The organism is Pseudoalteromonas sp. Angola-30 (assembly GCF_028599215.1).
In the GTDB taxonomy this organism is placed as follows: Bacteria; Pseudomonadota; Gammaproteobacteria; order Enterobacterales; family Alteromonadaceae; genus Pseudoalteromonas; species Pseudoalteromonas atlantica.
Map to the genome: position 1 here is coordinate 34,238 of NZ_JAQREI010000016.1, position 24,256 is coordinate 58,493.

The 24,256-nt window shown below is 39.8% G+C and carries 21 protein-coding genes; 9 read left to right on the forward strand and 12 right to left on the reverse strand.

Going from position 1 to position 24,256, the window contains the following annotated elements; translation table 11 throughout:
* Positions 1-173: 173 nt before the first annotated feature.
* Positions 174-1,013 (forward strand): UDP-2,3-diacylglucosamine diphosphatase, encoded by an 840-nt coding sequence (locus PSH54_RS16530; protein WP_029773612.1) that lies wholly within the window; start codon positions 174-176, stop codon positions 1,011-1,013.
* An 18-nt stretch (positions 1,014-1,031) separates the two neighbouring features.
* On the opposite strand, the gene PSH54_RS16535 is transcribed toward PSH54_RS16530, so the two are convergent.
* The 4 genes from PSH54_RS16535 to PSH54_RS16550 all read right to left on the reverse strand — a co-directional run bounded on the left by PSH54_RS16535 (position 1,032) and on the right by PSH54_RS16550 (position 7,180).
* Positions 1,032-4,088, reverse strand: a complete 3,057-nt coding sequence (locus tag PSH54_RS16535) for an ATP-binding protein (RefSeq protein ID WP_273606636.1) — start codon at positions 4,086-4,088, stop codon at positions 1,032-1,034.
* A 293-nt stretch (positions 4,089-4,381) separates the two neighbouring features.
* A complete protein-coding gene (locus PSH54_RS16540; RefSeq protein ID WP_273606637.1) occupies positions 4,382-5,590 on the reverse strand; it encodes an ABC transporter permease in 1,209 nt (402 codons plus the stop codon).
* Positions 5,583-6,371 (reverse strand): ABC transporter ATP-binding protein, encoded by a 789-nt coding sequence (locus PSH54_RS16545; protein WP_024033559.1) that lies wholly within the window; start codon positions 6,369-6,371, stop codon positions 5,583-5,585. The genes PSH54_RS16540 and PSH54_RS16545 overlap by 8 nt, the downstream gene beginning before the upstream one ends.
* The gene (locus PSH54_RS16550) at positions 6,368-7,180 is read right to left on the reverse strand and encodes a DUF3025 domain-containing protein (protein WP_273602613.1); all 813 of its coding nucleotides are present in this window, start codon (positions 7,178-7,180) and stop codon (positions 6,368-6,370) included. Before PSH54_RS16550 ends, PSH54_RS16545 begins: the two co-directional genes overlap by 4 nt.
* A gap of 113 nt (positions 7,181-7,293) precedes the next feature.
* Here PSH54_RS16550 and PSH54_RS16555 point away from each other — a divergent pair, with 113 nt between their 5' ends.
* The 3 genes from PSH54_RS16555 (at position 7,294) to PSH54_RS16565 (ending at position 11,569) form a co-directional block, all read left to right on the forward strand.
* Positions 7,294-8,919, forward strand: coding sequence for a M28 family metallopeptidase (locus PSH54_RS16555; protein WP_273606638.1), 1,626 nt, complete (start codon positions 7,294-7,296; stop codon positions 8,917-8,919).
* 140 nt (positions 8,920-9,059) lie between these two features.
* A complete protein-coding gene (locus PSH54_RS16560) occupies positions 9,060-10,229 on the forward strand; it encodes a putative manganese transporter (RefSeq protein WP_096739586.1) in 1,170 nt (389 codons plus the stop codon).
* Positions 10,230-10,334: 105 nt separating this feature from the next.
* A protein-coding gene (locus PSH54_RS16565; RefSeq protein ID WP_273606639.1) for an IS3 family transposase occupies positions 10,335-11,569 on the forward strand; the annotation gives its coding sequence in 2 pieces (ribosomal slippage) (positions 10,335-10,686 and positions 10,686-11,569; 1,236 coding nt in all).
* 36 nt (positions 11,570-11,605) lie between these two features.
* Here the strand turns inward: PSH54_RS16565 and PSH54_RS16570 are convergent.
* The 7 genes from PSH54_RS16570 to seqA all read right to left on the reverse strand — a co-directional run bounded on the left by PSH54_RS16570 (position 11,606) and on the right by seqA (position 19,530).
* Positions 11,606-11,971: a DUF805 domain-containing protein gene (locus PSH54_RS16570; RefSeq protein WP_054982556.1), complete on the reverse strand. Its 366-nt coding sequence runs from the start codon at positions 11,969-11,971 to the stop codon at positions 11,606-11,608.
* A gap of 139 nt (positions 11,972-12,110) precedes the next feature.
* On the reverse strand, positions 12,111-13,709 hold the full coding sequence (locus PSH54_RS16575; protein ID WP_273606640.1) for a dihydrolipoyllysine-residue acetyltransferase: 1,599 nt from the start codon (positions 13,707-13,709) through the stop codon (positions 12,111-12,113).
* A gap of 8 nt (positions 13,710-13,717) precedes the next feature.
* The gene (locus PSH54_RS16580; protein WP_121637532.1) at positions 13,718-14,695 is read right to left on the reverse strand and encodes an alpha-ketoacid dehydrogenase subunit beta; all 978 of its coding nucleotides are present in this window, start codon (positions 14,693-14,695) and stop codon (positions 13,718-13,720) included.
* Positions 14,695-15,909: a thiamine pyrophosphate-dependent dehydrogenase E1 component subunit alpha gene (locus PSH54_RS16585; RefSeq protein WP_004586667.1), complete on the reverse strand. Its 1,215-nt coding sequence runs from the start codon at positions 15,907-15,909 to the stop codon at positions 14,695-14,697. Before PSH54_RS16585 ends, PSH54_RS16580 begins: the two co-directional genes overlap by 1 nt.
* Positions 15,910-16,174: 265 nt before the next feature.
* Entirely contained in the window at positions 16,175-17,227 is a 1,053-nt protein-coding gene (gene astE, locus PSH54_RS16590) for a succinylglutamate desuccinylase (RefSeq protein WP_273606641.1), read from the reverse strand.
* Positions 17,228-17,306: 79 nt separating this feature from the next.
* Complete coding sequence (gene pgm / locus PSH54_RS16595) at positions 17,307-18,944, reverse strand: phosphoglucomutase (alpha-D-glucose-1,6-bisphosphate-dependent) (protein ID WP_273606642.1); 1,638 nt, start codon at positions 18,942-18,944, stop codon at positions 17,307-17,309.
* A 10-nt stretch (positions 18,945-18,954) separates the two neighbouring features.
* Complete coding sequence (gene seqA, locus PSH54_RS16600; RefSeq protein ID WP_024033550.1) at positions 18,955-19,530, reverse strand: replication initiation negative regulator SeqA; 576 nt, start codon at positions 19,528-19,530, stop codon at positions 18,955-18,957.
* 344 nt (positions 19,531-19,874) lie between these two features.
* Here seqA and PSH54_RS16605 point away from each other — a divergent pair, with 344 nt between their 5' ends.
* From PSH54_RS16605 to fur, 5 genes are all read left to right on the forward strand, one after another.
* The gene (locus PSH54_RS16605) at positions 19,875-20,642 is read left to right on the forward strand and encodes an alpha/beta fold hydrolase (protein WP_055253688.1); all 768 of its coding nucleotides are present in this window, start codon (positions 19,875-19,877) and stop codon (positions 20,640-20,642) included.
* 95 nt (positions 20,643-20,737) lie between these two features.
* A complete protein-coding gene (locus PSH54_RS16610) occupies positions 20,738-20,959 on the forward strand; it encodes a DUF2788 domain-containing protein (RefSeq protein ID WP_004586672.1) in 222 nt (73 codons plus the stop codon).
* 2 nt (positions 20,960-20,961) lie between these two features.
* Complete coding sequence (gene ybfE / locus PSH54_RS16615; protein WP_004586673.1) at positions 20,962-21,240, forward strand: LexA regulated protein; 279 nt, start codon at positions 20,962-20,964, stop codon at positions 21,238-21,240.
* Between the two features lie 14 nt (positions 21,241-21,254).
* The gene (fldA, locus tag PSH54_RS16620) at positions 21,255-21,782 is read left to right on the forward strand and encodes a flavodoxin FldA (protein WP_004586674.1); all 528 of its coding nucleotides are present in this window, start codon (positions 21,255-21,257) and stop codon (positions 21,780-21,782) included.
* Positions 21,783-21,969: 187 nt separating this feature from the next.
* Positions 21,970-22,413, forward strand: a complete 444-nt coding sequence (gene fur, locus PSH54_RS16625; protein WP_004586675.1) for a ferric iron uptake transcriptional regulator — start codon at positions 21,970-21,972, stop codon at positions 22,411-22,413.
* Between the two features lie 127 nt (positions 22,414-22,540).
* Here fur and glnS read toward each other — a convergent pair whose 3' ends face one another.
* Positions 22,541-24,205, reverse strand: coding sequence for a glutamine--tRNA ligase (glnS, locus tag PSH54_RS16630; protein ID WP_273606643.1), 1,665 nt, complete (start codon positions 24,203-24,205; stop codon positions 22,541-22,543).
* Positions 24,206-24,256: the final 51 nt, after the last annotated feature.

The following is a 24,256-nucleotide window of genomic DNA, read 5'->3' on the forward strand; positions in this document are numbered from 1 at the left end:
TATGCGGGTTTAATAGTAATGTATGTAAAAACCGCTCACCTAATCTCCTTCCCAGCCAATAAACTTTAATTAGCTGGTTTGATATAAATTGTCATGGAGGCTTCGCTAAAGTGTCTCATAAGTGTCATTAGATTTATCTACAGTGTTTAATTATTACACTATGGATGACGGGCATGACAAACAATCAACAGCGTAAAAAACAACATTATCCAGCCGTTTGGATATCGGATGTACATTTAGGGTATAAAGACTGTAGAGCCGACTATTTATTAGATTTTTTAAACTCAATTGAATGCGATACGCTTTATTTAGTGGGTGATATTGTTGATTTGTGGTCGATGAAGCGCAGTTTTTATTGGCACCCATCTCATTACCAAGTGCTTAGTTGCATTCAACAAAAAGCCCTTGATGGCACCCGTGTAATATACATACCTGGTAACCACGACGAGACCTTTCGCCACTACATAAATCAAACTTTATTTGGTGTAGAAGTCCACCAGCAGTTTATTCATACCACAAAAGCCAATAAACGCTTTTTACTGATCCACGGTGATGACTTTGACTCGGCAACCCGCTACAACAAGCTCATTAGTATTGCAGGCGATGCAGGTTACGACTTACTGCTGTTTTTAAATCGTTGGACTAACCGAGTTCGTAAAGTGTTTGGCGGTAACTACTATTCGCTTGCTGCATGGATAAAAGCACGCGTACATAAAGCCCGTGAAGCCATTGCGGCTTTTGAAGATGCCGCTATTCATGAGGCAAAAAAGCAAAAGGTCGATGGCATCATTTGCGGACACATCCATCACCCTAAAATTAAAGTAGTAGATGGCATAGTGTATTGTAATGATGGTGATTGGATTGAAAGCTGTACCGCATTAGTTGAGCAGCCAAACGGTAAAATAGAGCTGTTGCATTGGTCTGATACGCAAAAAGTACTTGATACAGCCGATGTAACCAGCTTAGTTAAACCTATTCAAACTGATACCAAACCAAGTAAGTCAGCAGCGTAACTGCTGGACTTAGCTCATTTAATTTAACCAGGTTAGCAGCCTATTTTTAAGCGTTTTAGGCTTTATTGGCTTGGTAATATAATCATTCATGCCGGCGGTAATGCAACGCTCTCTATCGCCTTCCATTGCACTTGCGGTCATGGCAATAATTGGAATGCTAATATACTCAACCCCAGCTTTAGCATTTCTTATCTCGCTGGTGGTATCGTAGCCATCTAGGTTAGGCATTTGGCAATCCATTAAAATTAAGTCAAACGGTTGCTCTTGATTAAATTTAAGGGCCGAGAGTGCTTCTATACCATCACTTGCACAGGTAATTTTTATCCCTGTGCGTTTTAAAATAGCTTTCGCTACCTCAATGTTAATCATGTTGTCGTCTACCAATAATACATGATACTTAGACAACTCAGGCTCTGGCTCTACGTCGTTTGCTTGTTTAGGCGCGGTTAAAACAAACTCATTATTAGCGCCAAAAATACTGCCTAGCTTATAGGTAAATTGATCTTGCGTGAGTGGTTTGTGCAAAATGTGGCTATGCTCAGGAAACACCTTTTTAGATTGCTTATTAACCACCATGTCTCGCAATATAAGCACATATTTTTTATCTGCCTTTTCGCAGTAGCTTATTAGCGCATTAACTTGCGGGTGTTCGTCATCAATAATCAGTAAATCGGCATCAAATTCGCTGTGTTCACTAAAGTAGTCGAGCCTTGTAATATGGCTCGGCTGAATTTTACAGGTTTGAGTTAATAATCCGCATACATTTTTAAATACGTTATCGCGCGCAATAAGCGCCGCTACACTGACCTCTTTAGAAAGCTCAATGCCGGTATTAAGTTTTTGCTGTTGCGCCACATGTAACTCTACCGTGGCAATAAAGGTGCTGCCTACGCCCTTTTCACTGCTAACGGTGATATTACCGCCCATTAATTGCGCCAATTTTTTACATATAGATAACCCTAAACCGGTGCCACCAAAATGGCGCGTAGTGCTTGAATCTTCTTGGGTAAACACATCGAACAGTTTATCGATGTTTTCAGGGGCAATACCAATACCGGTGTCTTTAATTATAAAGCTCATTAAAATTTTACTGTCGGTAATGTATTTAGAGTTTAAGGTTAAACTTACTTCGCCTTTATGCGTAAACTTAAACGCATTATTTATTAAATTAATTAAAATTTGCTTAAGGCGATGGCTATCACCAATAACCATTCTATCAACCACGTTTTGGGTATTTAAAAAGACCTCTAACCCTTTACGTTGGCCCTGCAGCGCAATTGAATTAATCATATCGCTACAGACAGAGATAACATCAAACGAGTGATTATCAATATCTAGTTTACCCGCTTCAATTTTAGAAAAATCTAAAATATCGTTAATTAAACTCATTAACGAATGTGCACTGCTATTGGCTAATTTTAAATAGTGTTGCTGTTGCTCATTGAGGCTGTCTTCTTTTAGCATTTCAAGCATGCCTAAAACACCGTTCATTGGTGTGCGTATTTCGTGGGAAATATTGGCTACAAAGTCACTTTTTGCTTGGCTTGCGGCAAGGGCTTGGTCAATCGCTCGCTCAAGTTCAACAGTACGCTGAGATACCTTTAACTCTAACGTGCTATTTAAACCCTGTAACTGTGATTGAGTTTGCTTTAACGAGCTGATATTACGCAAAATAGCAGCAACCTGATAACGGTTGCTAAATACATCAAATACGCTGGTAAGCGTGATTGAATAACATTCTTTATTGCCATCATCACCAGTATAAACCGCTTCAAATGGCATTTTAGAGCCATGCTCTATGGTTTCACTAATGCAGTTTTTATCTTCATCTGCAAGGGTAAATAAGTTACTAAAGCGGGTGTTGTCATTACCTAGCCTACTTGCAAAAACTTTTTTAGCCGTTTGATTACAGTGAATAATGGTTTCATCACTGTCTATGGTAAAAATAGCGTCGAGTGAATTTTCAATCACTTTATTATTTTGCTCTGTTAAAGAGTGTATAAGCAGCTTGCGATTAATATAGCGCTGATACAACAGCGTAATAATTATAAATATGGTAAAAAATGTGGCGGTAATGGCAATAAAACTTTCGCGCCTTTTTGCAACGCGTTCCAACAAGGTTTCAGAATCAATAGAAACGGCCATCTCTAACGGCAGCATGGCAATATCGCCTTCAAAACTTACTCGTTTATTTAAAAAGTACTGTTTTGGCGCATCACCTATTAACAATGTTTCGTGAGAGTTCATGTTTTGTGTGGAGCTAAATTCATCGCTCCAGGTTTTGGCTTGGTTAAATTCAAAGCCAAACCGTAAATCTGGGTTTGGGTGGTATAAAAATTCGCTTTCATTATTAAGCAAATAAATATTAATCCCAGGTGGAAGTTCAAACGTTAAACTTTCAAATAACTTATCTGCGGAGTAGTTTGTCACTAAAATTGCAAACACTTGCTTTAGATGATCAAAAACAGGCTTAGCTACGCGGTATGTACTCACAAAGGGTTTTTGTATTTCGCCGTTTTCGCGGTTGTAGTTAATAGGCGATATATACACGCTTTTTTCATCAAGCATGCTGGCTTTAAGTACGTAGTCTCGCCCGCCTTTTTTTTGCAGTTGTGCGCCCTCTAGCCTAATTATGTCACCTAAAAAGCGGTCTACACGTACTATCTCTTGGCCATTTTCAGCAAGCATAATGTAACGTGCTTGCAAAATAGAATCGTCGGTTTGCATAAACCCGCTAAAAATATCAGCAAGGCGGTCTTGCCATACAGCAATTGGGGTTTGTAATAGTGGGTCGATTAATTGATTGTCGGTCGCTCTAGATATACCTTGAATAGGTGGAGTGGCGTTTAAAAAGCGAATAGCGGTAATACTGTCGTTTAAATGATTTTTTAAAGACGCGGCTTTTGTTTCAAGCTCACGACTGAGTTCACTACGAGCATCGTTATATATCTCTGCGCGCACTTTTTTTTCAAACACATACACCGAAGGTAATGCAATAACTAAAAAAACAATAATGGCAACCAGTAATAATTTATTACCTTTTGCTGCTGTTATAAATACATTCCTTTTTAGCATTGAACCCTCACTCCTCACTATTTTCTAGGTTAGATTATAGAGGATTATTTGATAAAAAATAGAAGTAAAAATAATTAGTTACTTAAAAAAGTGTAATTAAAGTTTGAACAAATACTCTAAACCAATCACTTAGTATTACTATTAAAAAGCAGTGTTAATTTAAGATGAATACCATTCTAAAAAACATACAAATTAATATAGACGGCAAATAAAAAAATTATAAGCGATAACAGTTAATGGGTAGTAAAAGTAAACGAGCAAGGCAATACCCTGCCCGTTTATAAAACCTTAAACTATCTAAATAATACGTCTTCGCGGTTAAACCACTTAACACAAAAAGCAAGTAATGCCCCAGCTATAATAGCTGTTGCTAAAAATATTAAGCCTACAAGGGTGTAATCTACCGTGCCTTTAACAATTTCTTTAATCGCGAGCGCTACATTAGTAACAGGAATAAAAGCAGTTTTAGCTGTTAACTCTACATTAGGCATAATGGATACTATGATGGGAAAAAACACCCCCATACTCAATGGTGCCATGTAGTTTTGGGCCTCTTTAAATGTACGAGCATAAATAGATATTGCTAACGCCAATGCTGAGAATATCGCAGCAATAGGTAGTAACAATACAAAAATCATTAATAAATCGCTTACCGCTAATGAGCTAAATGCTGTTTTAATTACTTCAAGGTCTGCAAATGCAAGGGCTACGGCTATCCACCCGCCCATACTGAGTACAGTTATAGTTGTTGATGCAATTGAGGTTGTCAGTAAGGTTATAAATTTGCCTAGTACCAGCTCGGTACGCGTAATAGGTGTAAGCAATAAGGTTTCTAATGTACCGCGCTCTTTTTCACCTGCACCTAAATCTATTGCTGGGTACGTAGCGCCCATAAGAACTATGGGAATAAGTAGGTAGGGCAAAAAGCCTCCTAGTTTTTCACCTAAGTTTTCACGTTTATCGGCGGTATCAACCTTTACTACTTCAATAGGGGTTAAAAGTGCTAAATGAGCTTCTTTTTCAATACCAAAACTGATTAATTTTTCTGTTTGTAATGCATCGCTATACTCTTTGGCGAGCTCTTTTACACGCTGAAATAAAAAGTTGATAGATTTAGCATCATTAAATACCACTTCCCACTTACTTTGCTGGGCATCATTTAAGGCTTGTTTAGCGTTAGTGGGTAAATATATACCCATGTCTATATCACCTGCGATTACCCCTTCTTTTAGCTCTTCAATGCTATTAAAGGTTTTAGTACCTTTATAAAGTTCAAAGCTTTTATGATAAAACACTTTTTCGGTAAACTCTGGCGCGTAGTCGCCATTAATAATGGCGTAGGTATGTACCTTTTGTTCAGCATCGAGTGCCGCTTGAGAGCTAATAAACGCCATAACGGCAAATAATAAGGGAAACACCGCAACGGGTAGAGCGACTACAAACAACAAGGTTTTTTTATCGCGTAAGAGTTCTGTTAATTCCTTTTTAAAAACTTCAAACATCGTGTTTCTCCGTTAAAATATTCATAAACGCTTGGTTTAGCTCTTCACTATTACCTGCCTGTTTGAATTCAGCAAGTGTGCCATCAAAGCAGCTTACGCCTTCATTAATTACCGCAACACGGTCACATAAAAGGGCGACTTCATCTAAATGGTGCGTTGAAAAAATAACAGGCGTGCCTTGCGCCTTTAAGCCTTTTATAAAGTTGATCACTGTTTGTGTGGTCATGATATCAAGGCCTGTGGTTGGCTCATCGAGTACCACCACTTCTGGGTGATGTACCACAGCGCGTGCAATATTGGCTTTTTGCTTCATGCCGGTAGATAGGTTTTCTGCACGTTTATCAATAAATTTATGCATGTCGAGCAAAGTAAAAAGTTCTTCACAACGAGCCGCTATTTGCTCTTTGTTCATTCCATGAAGCTTTGCAAAGTATTCAATATTTTCTTTAACGGTCAGGCGACCATACAAACCAGTTGAACCGGATAAAAAACCAATAGACTTGCGCCCTACTAACGGCTTTTTAATTATGTCGTTGCCGGCAATAGTTATTGTGCCTTCATCGGGCTTAAGTGCAGTTGAGAGCATACGCAATGTAGTAGTTTTACCCGCGCCATTAGGGCCAAGTAACCCTAACACTTCACCTTTTGCACATTGAAAGCTGACATCTCTTACAGAATGAAAAAAATCTTTATCTTCACGCGGGTCTATATCATCAACTTTATTTTTTTTATGATCCTTGGTTAACTTAAACTTTTTTTTAAGCCCTGCGACTTCTATCATTTTCGTATCCTTCGTTTAGCTCTAAAGTAGTCGGTATTATCATAGAACAATTCATTCTCATTTGCGTCATGCCACCCTGGTACACCTAATAATGGCAATGGAGAAAGCTGTTTGTTATCGGCTAAGCAATGCTCTATTTTTATCTTCTCATAAAGTACTTGGTCTAGGTACTGATATTGAGTAACTAAATCTTTACAAAATATTTCATCCGGTACACTTACAAATAACGCTTTACCCGTTAAACCAATATAGGGTTTTGTAAGCATTTCATAATTAGCGTGGCCAAACATAAAAGGTTGTATTGTTTTGCCCCACTCTTCACGGTGAGTTATAAATGCAGTTTTCCATTGGTGCTCTGTTAAAAGCGTTTGCCACTTAGTATCACTAATGGCAAGCACCACGCCGCACTCGTCAAATAATGTGAGTGCATTACGATGTTTAGTACGTTGCTTTAAGCCATGTTGCGCTATTTCTTGTACGTGACGCTGATTAATAAGCGCCTTGGTTTTTGGAAACAAACACCAAATAAAGCCACCAAATAAGTCGTGCCAATTTTTACTGCGTGTTGGCACTACGCCAGTTTCAAAAATGACTTGCTCGTAATAGCGCTCACCAAAATCAACGTTTGCATCGTCTTCAAACGTTATTGGCAGGTTATTAGCATTAATGGCATTCAAATATACAGTGAACCAATCGGGGGTTGGCCAATCAGTTTGTTTATCAATATTAAACAGTGTTCGTAAGTGCTCAAACGCACCGCTTTTCAAACTACTAACTTGCCATTGCTCGGGCGGAGTAAAGCGCTTCATTTATACCTTTAACAATTTATGCTGTTAATTTGCGGGCAGTTTACCGCAAAAACTGGTTCTAATTAATAGAAGTTAATATACTAATCACATCTTAGAACAAGAATAGAGCTACTATGAAACGATATTTCTCTCTCACACTGATTGCTGGCGCTGTGTTAGCTGGCTGTGCAACAACAAGTATTACACCTACCGATATAACAAATGGTTACAACAGTATTAAAGCAGATGAACTTGCAGCGCACATTAAAGTGCTTGCCTCTGATGAATTTGGCGGTAGAGCGCCTTCATCTGAAGGTGAAAAACTAACCCTAGATTACTTAACTACACAATTTAAAGCATTAGGGTTTGAACCCGGTAATGGTGATAGCTTTTTACAAGAAGTGCCGCTTGTTTCATTAGAAGCTGATTCAAATATGGTATTAAGTATTGGTGGCAAAGATTATCAATACAAAAAAGACATGGTTATGGGCAGTAGCCGCATTAGCGCACAAGAAGGGATTGAAAATTCAGAGCTTGTATTCGTAGGTTACGGTGTAAATGCCCCAGAATATAACTGGAACGATTACGAAGGCCTAGACGTAAAAGGCAAAACTGTTGTTATGCTTGTTAACGATCCGGGTTTTGCTACAAAAGATCCTGCGTTATTTACCGGCGATGCAATGACCTACTACGGCCGCTGGACTTATAAATATGAAGAAGCGAGTCGTCAAGGTGCAGCCGGTGCTATTATCATTCACGAAACAGCCCCTGCGTCATACCCGTGGTCAGTGGTTGAAAACTCATGGAGCGGTGAGCAGTTCGGTTTTCAAAAAGAGAACAACAATATGGACCGCGTTGCGGTTGAAGGCTGGGTGACCACTGATGTAGCAAAAGAGTTATTTGCTAAAGCGGGTCTTGATTTTGAGACTGCAAAAGCCAATGCAGCTAAAGGTGCGTATAACGTTGACATGGGCGATTTAACTGCATCGGTTAATGTTAAAAATACAATTAAAAAATCGGTGTCGTATAACTTTATTGCAACGTTGCCAGGTAGCGAAAAAGCGGATGAACATGTTATTTATTCAGCGCATTGGGATCACCTAGGTACAGATACAACCCGTAAGGGCGACCAAATTTATAATGGGGCGCACGATAATGCCACAGGCACTGCGGGGCTAATTGAGGTTGCAGAGGCATTTACTAAGCTGCCAAAGCACCCTACTCGCTCAATGACATTTTTAGCTGTTACGGCTGAAGAGCAAGGCTTACTTGGATCTAAATACTACGCTGCTAACCCAGTTATTGCTGCCGATAAAACAGTCGCCAATATAAACATGGATAGCCTAAACTTATTAGGTAAAGTAAAAGACATGAACGTAGTAGGTTTAGGTAAGTCGCAAATGGACGACCTACTAGCCAAAGCAGCAAAAGAGCAAGGTAGAACAATAGCGGGCGACCCTAAACCATCATCAGGTGGTTATTACCGCTCTGATCATTTTGCATTTGCAAACATGGGCATTCCGGCTATGTATGCAGGCGGCGGAACTGTTGCTGCTGATGAGGATACAGCAAATTATCGTAAACGTATGAGCTTAGTGCTACGTGGTTGCTACCATCAACCCTGTGACAGATACCGCGATGAGTGGGATTTATCGGGTGCGGTGCAAGACTTACAATTGTTTTATAAAGTAGGCTTTGATATTTCTGAGCAAGCACAATGGCCAGCATGGTACGAAAACTCAGAGTTTCAACGCAAATAATGTATTTAGCCTGAGCGTAGGTTATTTACCATCGAAAAACTCAAACTGAGCTATCAATTTAAATAGATGCAAATGATATTGATTATCATTTGCAAAATGTATACAGTGTGTCCTAGTTAAAATAAAACTGGGGCACACTTATGATTTTACTCTCTCAAATAGGATTTATTACGCCAGCTTCCAAACGGTTTGTTAGCCAAAATAAACGCTTACTCCTACCACTTTTTTTATTGGTATGTTTAGCTGTTCCTAGTCTTCGCGAAATAACCATTACTGCTCTCAGTGATGCGTTTTTTCAGGTTAGTGTATTTGTAGCGGCTACGTTACTTATTTACTACTACGCAATAGAACATATCCCTCAATTAGAAATGAGCTACTTAAGCGCAAAATCTAAGTCGCTTGAAGTGCTGTTTGCATCCGTTCTTGGCGCTTTACCCGGCTGTGGTGGTGCAATTATTGTGGTTACTCAATACACTAAAGGCCAAGCAAGCTTTGGGGCTATTGTTGCTGTACTTACCGCCACAATGGGCGATGCTGCTTTTTTACTGCTTGCTACGCGCCCTACTGAAGGCTTAACAATAATGGCTATAGGTTTAGTGGTAGGCACGCTGTGTGGATTAATAGTTAATGCAATTCACAAACCTGATTTTTTACGCCCCAGCGCACAAGAGCAAAAACACCAAGTAAAAGTTTTGCCCACTAAAATAATAAAAATTAGCAAACCTGTGTGGATGTTTGCCATTATTCCAAGTTTAATCATTGCGTTTTTAATTGCATTTAATGTGGACTTTAACCAATTTGGTCAATATACCAGCACCGGTATTAGCTTATTTGGTGCAGCAATGGCACTGTTTACGGTTGTTATATGGGCCTACTCTTCTAAAGGCGAAAGCTATAAAGAAGTAACCTCTGAAGACGATGAATGTAATCCGCCTTCAAAGCTTATAAAAGTATTACAAGATACCCATTTTGTAACTGCTTGGGTGGTGGCTTCGTTCATGCTGTTTGAAATATTAGTCAGTGTGGTAGGCCTTGATTTAAAAACCTGGTTTATGCACTACGCCTATTTAGCACCGTTAATTGCAGTCGTCATTGGTTTTTTACCTGGCTGTGGGCCACAAATAATTGTAACCACGCTTTATATACAGGGCATTATTCCTTTTAGTGCATTAGCTGCTAATGCGATTTCAAATGATGGCGATGCGTTGTTTCCTGCCATTGCAATGGCGCCAAAAGCGGCTGTAATTGCTACCTTGTATACCTCTATACCTGCTTTAGTTGTTGGTTACGGGCTTTACTTTTTAAGTTAACAGTTTAAAAAATCATAAGTACAAAAAAGCTCAGCAATTGCTGAGCTTTTTTAATGTTAGCGTTGTCTTGTCCTGAAATGTGTTTACACATTTAGGACTTATTTTATGAAAACCACTAAAACTAAAGACGTTAAGCGTACTCAGCGAGATTATACATTAGGCTTTAAATTATCTATTGTTGAGCAAGTAGAAAAAGGCGACTTCACCTATAAACAAGCGCAAAGTCATTACGGCATTCAAGGCCGCAGTACCGTTCTGGTATGGCTGCGAAAACATGGTAAATTAGATTGGTCTAAACCAACTTATATAGCCAACATGCCTAAATCGAAAGAAACCCCAGCACAAAAAATTAAACGTTTAGAGCGCGAGATAGAAGAGTTACGCCTAAAGGATTTAATCAAAGATGAAATGATTAATATTATGGATGAAGAATATGGAGCGGGCTTGCGAAAAAAGTACATATCCGAGCTATCACGCGCGCAAAAGAAAACCATCAAATAAAGCTTACTCCGTTATGCCGTGCATATGGCATAACGCGACAAGGTTACTATCAAGCTATGCGCAGAATAGATGCTCGGAATAAAAAATTGGAGCCAGTCAAAGAATTAGTGATGTACTGGCGGCAATTCATGCCTCGTATTGGTGGGAAGAAACTTTATCTGATGATAAAGCCAGACCTGCAAGAGCGTGGCATTAAACTAGGTCGTGATTGTTTTTTTGATTATTTGAGAGAGCATGACTTTCTTGTAAAACCAAAGAAAAATTACACTAAAACAACAAACAGTAACCATTGGATGCGCAAGCATCCCAATTTACTAAAGGAATACATGCCTACTGCGGCCGAAGAAGTCTTCGTTAGTGACATTACATACGTAAAGTCAGCGCAAGGCGTGCATTACCTATCGTTAGTCACTGATGCTTACAGTCGAAAAATAATGGGTTATGAGCTGAGTGATGAAATGAAAGCAACCGATGTAGCCAAAGCATTAGAAATGACAATTAAGCAACGCGTATATAAACGTGATGCCATTCATCATTCAGATAGAGGTTTACAATATTGCTCTGAAGTATATCAAAATTCGCTATTAAAAGAGGGCATTAGACCATCGATGACCGATGGGTATGACTGTTATCAAAACGCATTAGCAGAGCGTATTAACGGGATATTAAAGCAAGAGTTTTTACTGTATAAATGTCGCAATATGGCAGAGTTAAAACAGCTCGTTGAAGAATCGATATTTATATACAATGAAATGCGACCGCACTTAAGTTTGGATATGAAAACACCAAATCAAGTGCATAAAAAAGACCTGGCGCTTTCGCACCAAGTCTTTCATTAAAACCGTCAACCTATTTCAGGACGGGACACGTATTATTTATACAGAAACAGGTTCAGCCGCTAACTCTTTAGGATTTGGGCCATAATCGTTCTCACCTTCATGTGAGTCTTGCGCAAGGAATACAATTATAACAATCCAGCCAATGATTGGCACTAACCAAAGTAGCTGCCACCAGCCAGAGCGGCCAGTATCGTGTAAACGGCGTGCACCTGCGCTTAATTGAGGAATTAACAGTGCCAAGCTATAGATAGTACCAATTACAGCTACGCCCATTAGCTCATCAACAACACCTAGTACTATGCTGATTAATAAATTTATTAAGTAAAACATCCAAAATGCTTTACGGCGATTACGTCCTGAAAAATCTGCGTAGCTACGCAGCGCGTTCATATAATGTTCCATTACAATTCCTTAGTGTTAGTTTTTATATTCCCTAGCGGGTTTGATTTATTACCTTTTAGTAACATTTGTATCTTAATTAAAAACACTGCGCTTTAAAACAAAAAACCAGCAAATTGCTGGTTTTTTGTCAGTTTAATTTTTAACTCATTGCCATCATCATTGCCGATGGGTTTTCTAGGTACGATTTCCACAAATTATTAAAGCGCGCAATTGTACCGCCATCAATAACACGGTGATCGCCAGACCAACTCACTTGCATAATAGCTTTGCTCACAACTTGCCCGCTTTCATCAAAGCGCGGTAAGTGTTGTAACTTCCCTAATGCTACAATAGCAACTTCTGGCTTATTAATAATCGGGGTCGCAATAGTGCCGCCAATTGCCCCAATATTTGAAATGCTAATGGTGCCCCCTTTTAAGTCATCTGGTGCTACACGCCCCTCGCGTGCTGCATCAGTTAAGCGTGTTAAACTGTTTGCAACTTCAACAATACTCTTAGATTGGCAGGATTTAATATTAGGCACTAGCAAACCCACTTTTGAATCCACTGCTACCCCAATATTATGATCGTCAAAGTAGGTAAGCTCAGTGCAATCATCATTTACTTTAGAATTAAGCACTGGGTACTCTTTCATCGCAAGCGATAACGCTTTGATAAAAAATGGCATCATAGTGAGCTTTACACCTTGTGCTTTATATTGCTCTTTTAAACTCGCTCGCAGGGCAATTAATTGCGTTAAGTCTATCTCGTCACTAAAGGTAAAGTGAGGGATTGTAGAGACCGAGGCCATCATTTGCTTTGCCATAGCCGCTTTAATGCCTTTAATTGGCTCTGCTCGCATACCACCGTTTTGTGTTTGTGGCGATTGTGGCTCTTTATTTTGAGTAACGCTGTTTTGAGTAGTAGCACTACTAAGTGGTGATGTATCTATTGTGTTAGGTACCTCACCTTTAATAAATTCTTCTATGTCTTGTTTATAAATACGGCCATTTTTACCGCTGCCCGGTACGCACGTTAAATCAACATCAAGCTCTCGGGCTTTGCGCCTTACAGCTGGAGAGGCAACCGCTTTTTTATTAACAACTTTATTTGCTGTTGTTTGCTGCGTTGCTACAGATTTATCTGCCGCTTTACTTTGTGCTTTTACAACGGCTTCGTTTACATCTACATTTGGTTTAGCTGTACTGCCGGCTATGCTCATTTGAAATAACGGGCTATGTACCTGAGCAATTTCACCTTTTTGATAGTAAAGCTTTTGCACTGTACCTGTGTATTTAGCCGGAATTTGTACAAGAGCTTTGTCGGTCATTACATCACACACAGCCTGATCTTCTTGTATTTCATCGCCCTCGGCCACTAGCCAATCAACTATCTCACACTCAACAATCCCCTCACCAATATCTGGAAGAATAAAATCTTCTAAATGCTCTGACGATGCGTTGTCGCTTTGTGTATTTTGCACTTGCTCTGTGTGTGTTTCATCGCTTTGGCTTTGCTCATCGGCTACATTCATAGCAAACAAGGGTGCATGAACCTGGGCTATCTCCCCTTTTTGATAATACAATTTAGTGATTACGCCATCGTGCACAGCCGGAATTTGCACCAGGGCTTTATCGGTCATCACGTCACAAATGGGTTGATCTTCTTTTACTGTGTCACCCTCTTGTATTAGCCATTCAACCACTTCGCACTCAACAATGCCTTCACCAATATCGGGTAATATAAAATCTTTAGCCATGGTATCCCCTAAAAATCCATTGATTGTTTAATTGCGGCCATTACTTTTAGCGCATCAGGCACATATTCTTTTTCAAGTGCTAATGGGTAAGGTGTATCTAACCCACATACTCGCATAATAGGTGACTCAAGGTGTAAAAAGCACTCTTGCTGAATAGTCGCCGCAATTTCGGCACCAAAGCCATTGGTAATAGGCGCTTCGTGGCTTATCACTAAACGTCCTGTTTTAGTGACCGACTTAGCAATTGTCTCAACATCCCAAGGTAATATGCTTCTAAGGTCAATCACCTCACAACTAATGCCTTGTTCATTGGCTTGTTTTGCTGCGTTTTCAACAATTTCCATTTGCGCTCCCCACGCAAGTACAGTGATATCTTTACCTTCTTGTACTACTTCGGCTTTACCCAGCTCAATGCTGTAATCATCCTCTGGTACTTCGCCGGTAGAAGCGCGGTATAAACGTTTAGGCTCGAAGAAAATAACGGGGTTATCGTCTTTAATACTTGCTCGTAGTAACCCTTTTGCTTGGTACGGGTTACGCGGTACAACTATTTTTAGTCCTGGCGTATGGGCAAAGTATGCTTCTGGCGATTGTGAGTGATATAAGCCCCCCGCAATACCGCCACCATACGGTGTTCGTATCGTTAAATTGCCCACGTTAAATTCATTACCACTGCGGTATCTAAACTTGGCAGACTCATTAACTATTTGATCAAATGCCGGAAAAATATAATCAGCAAATTGTATTTCAGCAAGTGCAGGCGCGCCAAACGCGGCTAAGCCATTGGCAAAACCTAAAATACCTTGCTCTGTAAGCGGTGTGTTAAATACGCGGTGTTTACCGTACTTTTCTTGCAAACCTGAGGTCGCTCTAAAAACACCACCAAAATAGCCAACATCTTCCCCAAAAATACACGCCTGAGGGTGCTCATTCATGGTGATATCGAGTGCAGAATTAATTGCGTGTAGCATGTTCATTTTAGCCATTACTTAATTCTCCCTGCTGTGATTGGGTACGCATCTGGGTGCTGCTTTATATGTGCTTTTAAATCGTTATATTGGCGCTCAAGTGAAGGAATTGGCGTATCGTAAACATCTGATATGAGCTCTTCAAGCGCTGGCTTTTGCACTTTTTCAGCACGTTTAAGGGCGGCTAAAATATCTTCACGAATAGTGTCTTTCGCTTTAGCATCGTCCTCTTCGTTTAACCACTCTTGCTTGATCAACCATTTTTTAAATTTATCAATTGGGCAAACTTTATGCGTGGCCTCTTCATCTTTTGAGCGATAACCACTTGGGTCATCTGAGGTTGAGTGAGCGCCTAATCTGTACGCTATTGACTCAATTAATACCGGCTCGCCCTGCGTTGCTGCAATTTCGCGGGCCTTTTGTGTTGCTGCAAACACGGCTAATGCATCTGAGCCATCAACACGTATGGTTTTAATGCCATACCCTACGCCTCGCGACGCTATACCATCGCCTTTAAATTGCTCATCTGCAGGTGTTGATATTGCATACCCGTTATTACGTGCAAAAAATATAACAGGGGCTTTGTGTACCGCAGCCATATTTAAACCCGCATGAAAGTCACCTTCAGATGCTGCGCCCTCACCAAAGTAACAAATCGTCACATTATCTATGGTGCTTGCAAGCTCGCCAGTTTTTGCGTCAATGTGTTTTACTTTTTGCCCGTAGGCATAGCCTGTAGCTTGAGGAATTTGCGTACCGAGGGGCGATGATATGGTCATATAATTTAATTCTTTTGAACCATAATGAATCGGCATTTGGCGCCCTTTTCCTAAATCTAACTCATTAGAAAACATTTGATTCATAAATTGATCAAGCGTAAATCCGCGGTAATGCAAAGCGGCTTGCTCGCGGTATTGCGCCATAATCATGTCATCTTGATCAAGTGCGGCAGCTGAGGCAGTAACAGCGGCTTCTTCACCTAAACATTGCATATAAAAGCTTACGCGGCCTTGGCGCTGCGCCCCTTGCATCCGCTCATCGAGTAGGCGAATAAAACGCATTGTTTCGTATAGTTTAATCGCTGTGTGTTTAGAAATAGTCGGTGCGGTAGCACTAGGATGAATGTCGCCGTCCTCAGTTAAAATACTAAGGGTTGGAATAGTTAGCGCATGACCGTCTATAAACTCGAGGTCGTGGTTAATATTCAGCGATACGTTATTTGGATTACTCATAACCTACCTTCTCTTGTTGTCTGTGATACAGCGCCCCTTTTAAGTTTTTATTATGGGTGAGGCTTGCGAATAAACTTTGCAGCATCTGCGCTGTATTTAATTAAAGCTGCCACCACCTTACGTTAACGTAAGATGTTATTCAACAAGTGTAAGACGAAACAAAAGTAAAATACGATTAAAAATATGGAAAGTTAACTGTACGCATTTATTAAACTAATAAAAACATACAGTTAAATATATAAGGCGAGTGGTCTGATGAGTTTTATTAGACGAAATTACTATCTACTTGCATAGGAATAACGGTAAGCAGTGCCCTTTGCCCAAGCGCAACGTGCGCATTTGGAAAAATAATAGCTTCCCCTTCCACATCGGCATAATAAGGGGTATCGCCGTCTGTTGCTAGCAACTCACCTTTAGCAAACCCTGTAAAATTTTCTGCATCATCAGAAAACGGAAAGCTAAAGTCCTGCTGCGTTCTATTAATTGTGCGATGTACGGCAAACAGCTCAAAGTCACTTGCATTAAATTGAGGGTATTGGACTTCTTTTTGGCTAATTAATGCAGTTAGCGTTTGCTTGGTTTTTGCAAAGCGAGCCATGTCGTTTTCACCAAACGGTTTAACTTGACCCAGTTCAACGGTAAATGAATCAGCGCCATGAACAAACGAAGAATAGTAACTGAATGTGGTTGCCGGTGATTTCATCATCAATACGGTATTTACACCGCAGCTAAGTAAAAATTGTAACTGCGATTTTTTCCATGGTTTACCATGAAGATAAGGATACACAGCAAATTTTTCATTTTTTGAGCCACGTATAGCAGTATGTAAATCATAATGATAACGTGTACTGCCTTGCTCGCCCCGTGTAAAAAAGTCAGTTACATACTCTTCTAGTTTTGCTGCGCGTTTACGCTCATCATTCATTGGCACACCCTCAACAGTGTGGTGGCCATTAAACAAACGGTTTAGGTTTTCTTCTACAAAGCGCAGGCCAATATTTATTGATTTTGGATTGCCAAATATAAAGAGCACACGCTGATTTAATGCAAGCTCCCCTTTTATTATGGTTTTTATTAGCTCGTCACATATTTCTATAGGTGCGGTTTCGTTACCGTGTACAGCGCTTGAAAGCACAACATCTTTTGTTGTTATGCCCTGTGGTTGAAATTCAATAACACCTGTATCGTGAACGGTTACGTGCGTGCCATTTTCTAAAGCAAATTCACTTGCCTCTAAATGCCATTCATTGTCGCGACTGAGTGTTAAAAAATCGCCGCTATTTATTAGTTCATTTAAATAATCTGGTTTGGCTAACATGATAAGCCCTTTTATAGTGTGAGAGATACAAACAAAAACGGCTGAATAAATCAGCCGTTTTTAAATAGTGTAAGCCTTGTTAGCTGATCACAGAGTCAACTAATTGCTTCGCTTCTTTTTCTAGTAGTGCTAAATGCTCTTCACCTTTGAAAGACTCAAGATAAATTTTATAAATATCTTCAGTACCAGAAGGACGTGCTGCAAACCAGCCGTTTTCAGTCACTACTTTTAAGCCGCCAATAGCCGCATCATTGCCAGGGGCATGAGTCAGTTTTTGTAAAATAGGTTCGCCAGCTAATGTATCGGCTTTAACATCGCTTGCACTAAGTGCTTTTAAACGTGACTTTTGCGCACTGCTAGCAGGGGCATCTAAACGCTTATATAGTGGAGAGCCGAATTCTTGCTCTAGCTCTTTATAAAGCGCTGATGGTGTTTTACCTGTTACTGCGAGTATTTCAGCTGCAAGTAACCCCATAATAAAGCCGTCTTTGTCGGTACACCATACGCTGCCATCAAATCGTAAAAACGCAGCACCCGCACTTTCTTCGCCACCAAAGGCAAGCTTGCCTTTGTTTAAGCCATCGACGAACCATTTAAAGCCAACCGGCACTTCTTTAACTTTTCGCTCATTACGTGCTACTACGCGGTCAATCATTGAGCTAGAAACCAGCGTTTTGCCAATTTCTACACTGCTGTCCCAGTCGCGGTGTTTTAATAAATAATCAATCGCTACCGCTAAAAAGTGATTAGGGTTCATTAATCCATCTGGGGTAACAATACCGTGGCGGTCGTAATCTGGGTCGTTGCCAATAGCAATATCAAAGTCGCCTTTTAATTTAATTAAATTAGCCATTGAGTAAGGTGATGAGCAATCCATACGGATTTTGCCATCTTTATCAAGTGGCATAAATGCAAAACGCGGATCAACACTGTCGTTTACTACGGTTAAATCTAAATTGTATTTTTGCGCTATTAATGGCCAAAAGTTAATACCAGAGCCACCTAGCGGGTCAATACCTACTTTAATACCCGCATCGCTAACGGCTTTTAAATTAACGATATTTTCTAAGTCGTTAATGTATGGCGTCATTAGGTCTTCGTATTTAATAAACCCTGAACGCGATGCTTTAGCAAATGGAAACAGCTCAACTTCTACTAAATCTTCTAATAGTAATTGATTTGCTCTGTCTTCAATCCATTTAGTTACGTCGGTATCTGCTGGGCCACCGTTAGGTGGATTGTACTTAAAGCCACCGTCTTCTGGCGGGTTATGTGAAGGCGTTACCACAATACCATCGGCTAATTCGTTAGGATTTAATTTGTTATGGCAAACAATAGCATGGCTAATGACAGGGGTTGGCGTGTAATCGTGATTTTGCTGGGTGATTACTTGCACCTCATTAGCCACTAATACTTCTATAGCAGAGTTAAAAGCAGCTTCACTTAATGCATGCGTATCTTTACCTAAAAAAAGCGGACCAAAAATGTCGTTTTGCTTTCTGTAGTCACAAATAGCTTGTGTAATGGCTAAAATATGAGATTCGTTAAACTTAACATCGTAAGAGCAACCACGGTGACCCGACGTACCAAAAGCAACACAATGCTCTGGGTTTTGCTCTAAGTCTGGCTCATTTAAGTAATAAGCCGATACCAGTTTTGGTACGTTAACTAAAGTTGAATGTGGCGCAGTTTTCCCAGCACCTGAATGAATAGCCATGTTTATTTCCTTACAAGTAATCGCGAATTTCTTCTGCTTGCTCTGCTGAATAACCTAAGCACAGCGCAACCTCGTGTAGCATCATTTTTTTACGTGTCGTGTTTGAATTTGTCATTACCCAGTACTCACTGTCGGTAATGTTTTTAGGGTTCATACTACTGCCGCTATTAACTAAGTCTTCTTTGCTGGTTGCAAAGTAAACGCGGTCGCGCCCTTTTATATCAAGCACAGCACTAAACTCTTTTTTATGCGTTCTATAAAAAGCACTTAAAATAAATAAAAACCTGCCTACCACCCCTTTTTGCATTGCTAGTTCTTCTTTATTTAGAATATTAAATACATTAGCGTTTGTTTGCTTCACGGGTGTGACAACCTCTTGCTCTTGGCTGTCGTTAGTAGCTGGCGTGTCGTCAAGTGGGGCTTGAGTAGCTGTTTGGTTGTTTTGATTGTTCTTAGCAACGGGAGTGTTGTCATCACCGTTTAGATTTAATAAACGACGTAAAATAGTGGATGCGCTTTCGCCAATACTTTGTGTATTGCTAGCAATATACTGATATAACTCGTCGTCTATGTCGATTTGTTTCATGTTGTTCCTGTCATTACGGGCCACATTTTTTCTTTCCCCGTGATTATACCCAAACCAAATATAAATGCGAGTTACAACAAGCACTCGCACAAACATAACCTATAAACGCGCTAATAAAGGTGTGTTGATTATTTGCTTATAAACCCAATGTAGTAATTAACAGCTTTTAAAAGTACTACCCGTATTATTATCTCCATTAGGCTGGTAACACCAAAGAGCCCATAACTGGCGTAAAAATAAACGGTGTTACCCCATAAAAGGCGCGTGCAGAGCAGTTAACCGTTATATCTTTTGCTTTTTAGGGCAATGCTCGGCAAACTAAGCCAAAATTTTAGGAGGCGGTCATGCTATTAAACTATAAACAATACGGTGAAGGTCCGGATGTAGTGATCATTCATGGTTTATTTGGCTCTTTAGAAAACCTAAATGTTATTGCAAAACCATTGAGCGAGCACTTTAGGGTAACGAATGTAGATTTGCGTAACCATGGCGCTTCACCGCACAGTAATGAAATGAACTACCCTGCAATGGCCGCAGATATTGTTGAGCTAATGAACGCGTTAAATATTAACAATGCGCACCTGATTGGCCATTCAATGGGCGGTAAAGTGGCGATGGAAGTGGCGCTAATGCATAGCCAAAAAGTAAATAAGCTGGTGGTACTTGATATTGCCCCTGTGAGTTACCCTGCCCGCCACACACAAATTATTAATGCACTAAAAAAAGTGGCAACTAGCCAGGTTACTGATAGAAAACAAGCTGATGCTATTATGAGCGAGTACATTAATGAGCTAGGTGTTAGGCAGTTTTTACTAAAAAGCTTAGCTAAAAACGACGATGGACAGTACAAATGGCGATTTAATTTAGATGTACTTGATGAAAAATATTCGACAATCACAGCTAATGTTAATGAAAATAATTCTTGTTTGTGCGATACTTTATTTATCAAAGGCAATGATTCTGATTACATACTGCCAGAATACCGCGATGAAATAACAAAGCGCTTTAAAAATACACGAGCAAAAATTATACACGGTGCAGGACATTGGCTTCATGCTCAAAAACCCGCTGCAGTTAATAAAGCAATAAATGACTTTTTAACAGGGCTTTAATGCAATTTTAATCATGTGTTTTTGGTTATCCGTACTAAATTAATGCATATTTATATGCTATAGTACGCGCCGTTTAATTTAAAGGTTATACGTTGATGGTCAGTCAGTTTATTAACGAATTTGATACCCTAGGGTTGTACTTTGGCTTAGCCGGTATTTTTGTATTCATCGGCCTGGCAATTAAAGACGTACTTAATAGTGGTAACGTACCTAAGTTTGGTCGCTACATTGTGTGGGGCGTCCTCTTTTTAGGGTGTTCTGGCTTTATTGCGAAAGGACTTATACAAGTTTTTTGGCAAGGTGCAGGTGTAGGTTAGGCATGGCGAAGTCAGAAACAGATAGAACAACTCCCGATTTATTTGAATACGAAAAGCGCCCAGGCAGGCCTAAAACGAACCCTTTACCAAGGGATATGCAGTTAAAGGTTAATAAACGTAATCAAATAAAACGAGATAAAGCACGCGGTTTAAAGCGTGTAGAATTTAAAGTTTCATCACAGTTATATCAGGCACTGAGTGATATGGCAGATGCACAAAATATTAGCCGTAGTGCGCTGATTGAAACAATTTTACAAGAAAGATTGGCTATTGATAGATAAAAGGTTTGAAGTCCATGGCAAGTGTAGGCATTTTTTTCGGAAGTGACACAGGTAATACAGAACACGTAGCAAAAATGATCCAAAAAGAATTGGGTAAAAAGCTTGTGGCTGTTCACGACATTGCAAAAAGCTCTAAAGAAGAGATTGCAGAGTTCGATTTAATCTTATTCGGTATTCCTACTTGGTACTACGGTGAAGCACAATGTGATTGGGATGATTTTTTCCCTGAGCTTGAAGAAGTAGACTTTGAAGGAAAGCTAGTGGCTATTTTTGGTTGTGGCGACCAAGAAGACTACGCAGAATACTTTTTAGACGCTATGGGTATGATCAACGATATCGTTACCGAGCGCGGTGCTATTGTGGTTGGTCATTGGTCTAGTGAAGGCTACGACTTTGAAGCATCTAAAGGTATGGCTGATGACACGCACTTTGTAGGCTTAGGTATTGATGAAGACCGCCAACCTGAATTAACAGAGCAACGTGTTAAAGCATGGTGCGCACAAGTATATGATGAAATGTGCTTAAGCGAACTAGCAGACTAACCTCCCCCCCTTTATCGCTAACTGTTTAAATAATTATCAAACAGTTAGCGACTTTAGAATTAATAGCAAAATTGATCAATTGTTCTTTGCACTCAGTGCTTAGGCGCGTTATCCTTGTTATTGCTAATGTGTCGTGTGCATCTGTAAGAGATGTCTAGTATAACCAAACAAATTTGAGACAGATTTAATGACTGATCATAACTTGGAACTTAAAAAAGCCGGTTTAAAAGTAACTTTACCGCGTATTAAAATCTTAGAAATTCTACAATCTCCAGATAACCAACACATCAGCGCTGAAGATGTATACAAAATTCTTTTAGATTTAGGTGAAGAAATTGGTCTTGCGACTGTTTACCGTGTATTAAACCAATTTGATGACGCAGGTATTGTAAGCCGTCACCATTTTGAAGGCGGAAAGTCAGTATTTGAACTTTCTGGCAGCACTCACCACGACCACCTAGTGTGTTTAAAATGTGGTAAAGTTGTTGAATTTGAAGATGACTTAATTGAACGTCGCCAGTTAGAAATAGCCGAAGAAAACGGTATTACACTAACAAATCACTCTTTATACCTATACGGTGAGTGTCAAGACAAAGCAGCGTGTAAAGCATTTAGCGATTCAAATAGCTAATAACGCGCTATAGAAATAAAAAAACCTGCTATTGCAGGTTTTTTTGTGCTTAAAATTAAACATTTAAACTGTGTTTAATACCAATTTGCAATAATGAGATATTATGCAAATTGGTATTTTAAAAGCGTTACTGCTTCTCGATTTTAGCCCATGAATCTCTAAGACCAACCGTTTGGTTGAATACTAAATTTTCTGACTTTGTATCACGTGAGAAATAGCCAGTACGCTCAAACTGGAAGCCTTGAGCCGGTTCGGCTTTAGCAAGCGATGCTTCTAGTTTTGCATTTTCTAATACAACTAACGAATCAGGATTAAGTGTCGATTCGAACTCTTCAGCTGCACCTGGGTTTGGTACATTAAATAAACGGTCATACAATCTAACTTCTGCATTAACCGACTCAGGCGCAGAAACCCAATGAATAACCCCTTTTACTTTACGACCGTCACTTGGGTTTTTACCTAGTGTCTCGTTGTCGTAAGTACAGTAAATAGTGGTAATTTCACCATTTTCATCTTTTTCTACACGCTGTGCTTTAATTACATAAGCACCACGTAAGCGTACTTCTTTATCAAGTACTAAGCGTTTAAATTTATTATTCGCTTCTTCGCGGAAATCTTCACGCTCAATGAAAAGCTCACGAGTAAACGGTACTTCACGACGCCCCATTTCTTCTTTATTAGGGTGGTTAGCTACCGACAATGTTTCTACTTTATCTGCATCTAAGTTTTCTATTACCACTTTAACTGGATCGAGTACTGCCATTGCACGTGGTGCGTTTTCATTTAAGTCTTCACGGATACACGCTTCAAGCATGCCCATTTCAACCATGTTTTCTTGCTTAGTCACACCGATACGTAAACAGAACTCACGTATTGAAGCCGGTGTATAACCACGACGACGTAAACCAGCAATAGTTGGCATACGTGGGTCATCCCACCCTTCTACATAGTTATTTACAACTAAGTCGTTTAGCTTACGCTTAGACATAATTGTGTATTCAAGATTTAAGCGCGAAAACTCAATTTGCTGTGGGTGGCACTCAAGGCTGATATTATCAAGTACCCAGTCGTATAAACGACGGTTATCTTGAAACTCAAGTGTACACAATGAATGGGTTATCCCCTCAAGCGCATCAGAAATACAATGTGTGAAGTCATACATTGGGTAAATGCACCACTTGTCACCTGTTTGATGGTGATGAGCAAAACGAACGCGATAAATAATTGGATCGCGAAGCACCATAAATGAGCTTGCCATATCAATTTTAGCGCGTAGAACACACTCACCTTCTTTGAATTCACCCGCGCGCATTTTTTCAAACAATGCGAGGTTTTCTTCTACTGAGGTGTCTCTGTATGGACTGTTTTTACCCGGCTCTTTTAACGTACCGCGATACTCGCGTGCTTGATCGGCCGTTAAAAAACAAACATACGCTAAGCCTTTTTCAATAAGCTCTACTGCATAGCCGTATAGGGTATCAAAATAGTTTGACGAATATTTTATCTCACCACTCCAGTTGAAGCCTAACCACTGCACGTCTTCTTTGATTGAATTAACGTAGTTAATATCTTCTTTTTCTGGGTTTGTATCATCAAAACGTAGGTTACATAAACCATCGTAATCTTTTGCAATGCCAAAATTCAAACAAATTGATTTTGCATGGCCAATATGTAAAAAGCCATTTGGTTCAGGTGGAAAACGTGTATGCGTAGTTGCATGTTTGCCACTTGCTAAATCTTCATCAATTCGAGTTCTTATAAAGTTACTTGGGCGATTCTCAATTTCCGCCATAGGAGTGCGATCCTCTGAATATTCGTGATAACAAAACTAATGCATTATTAC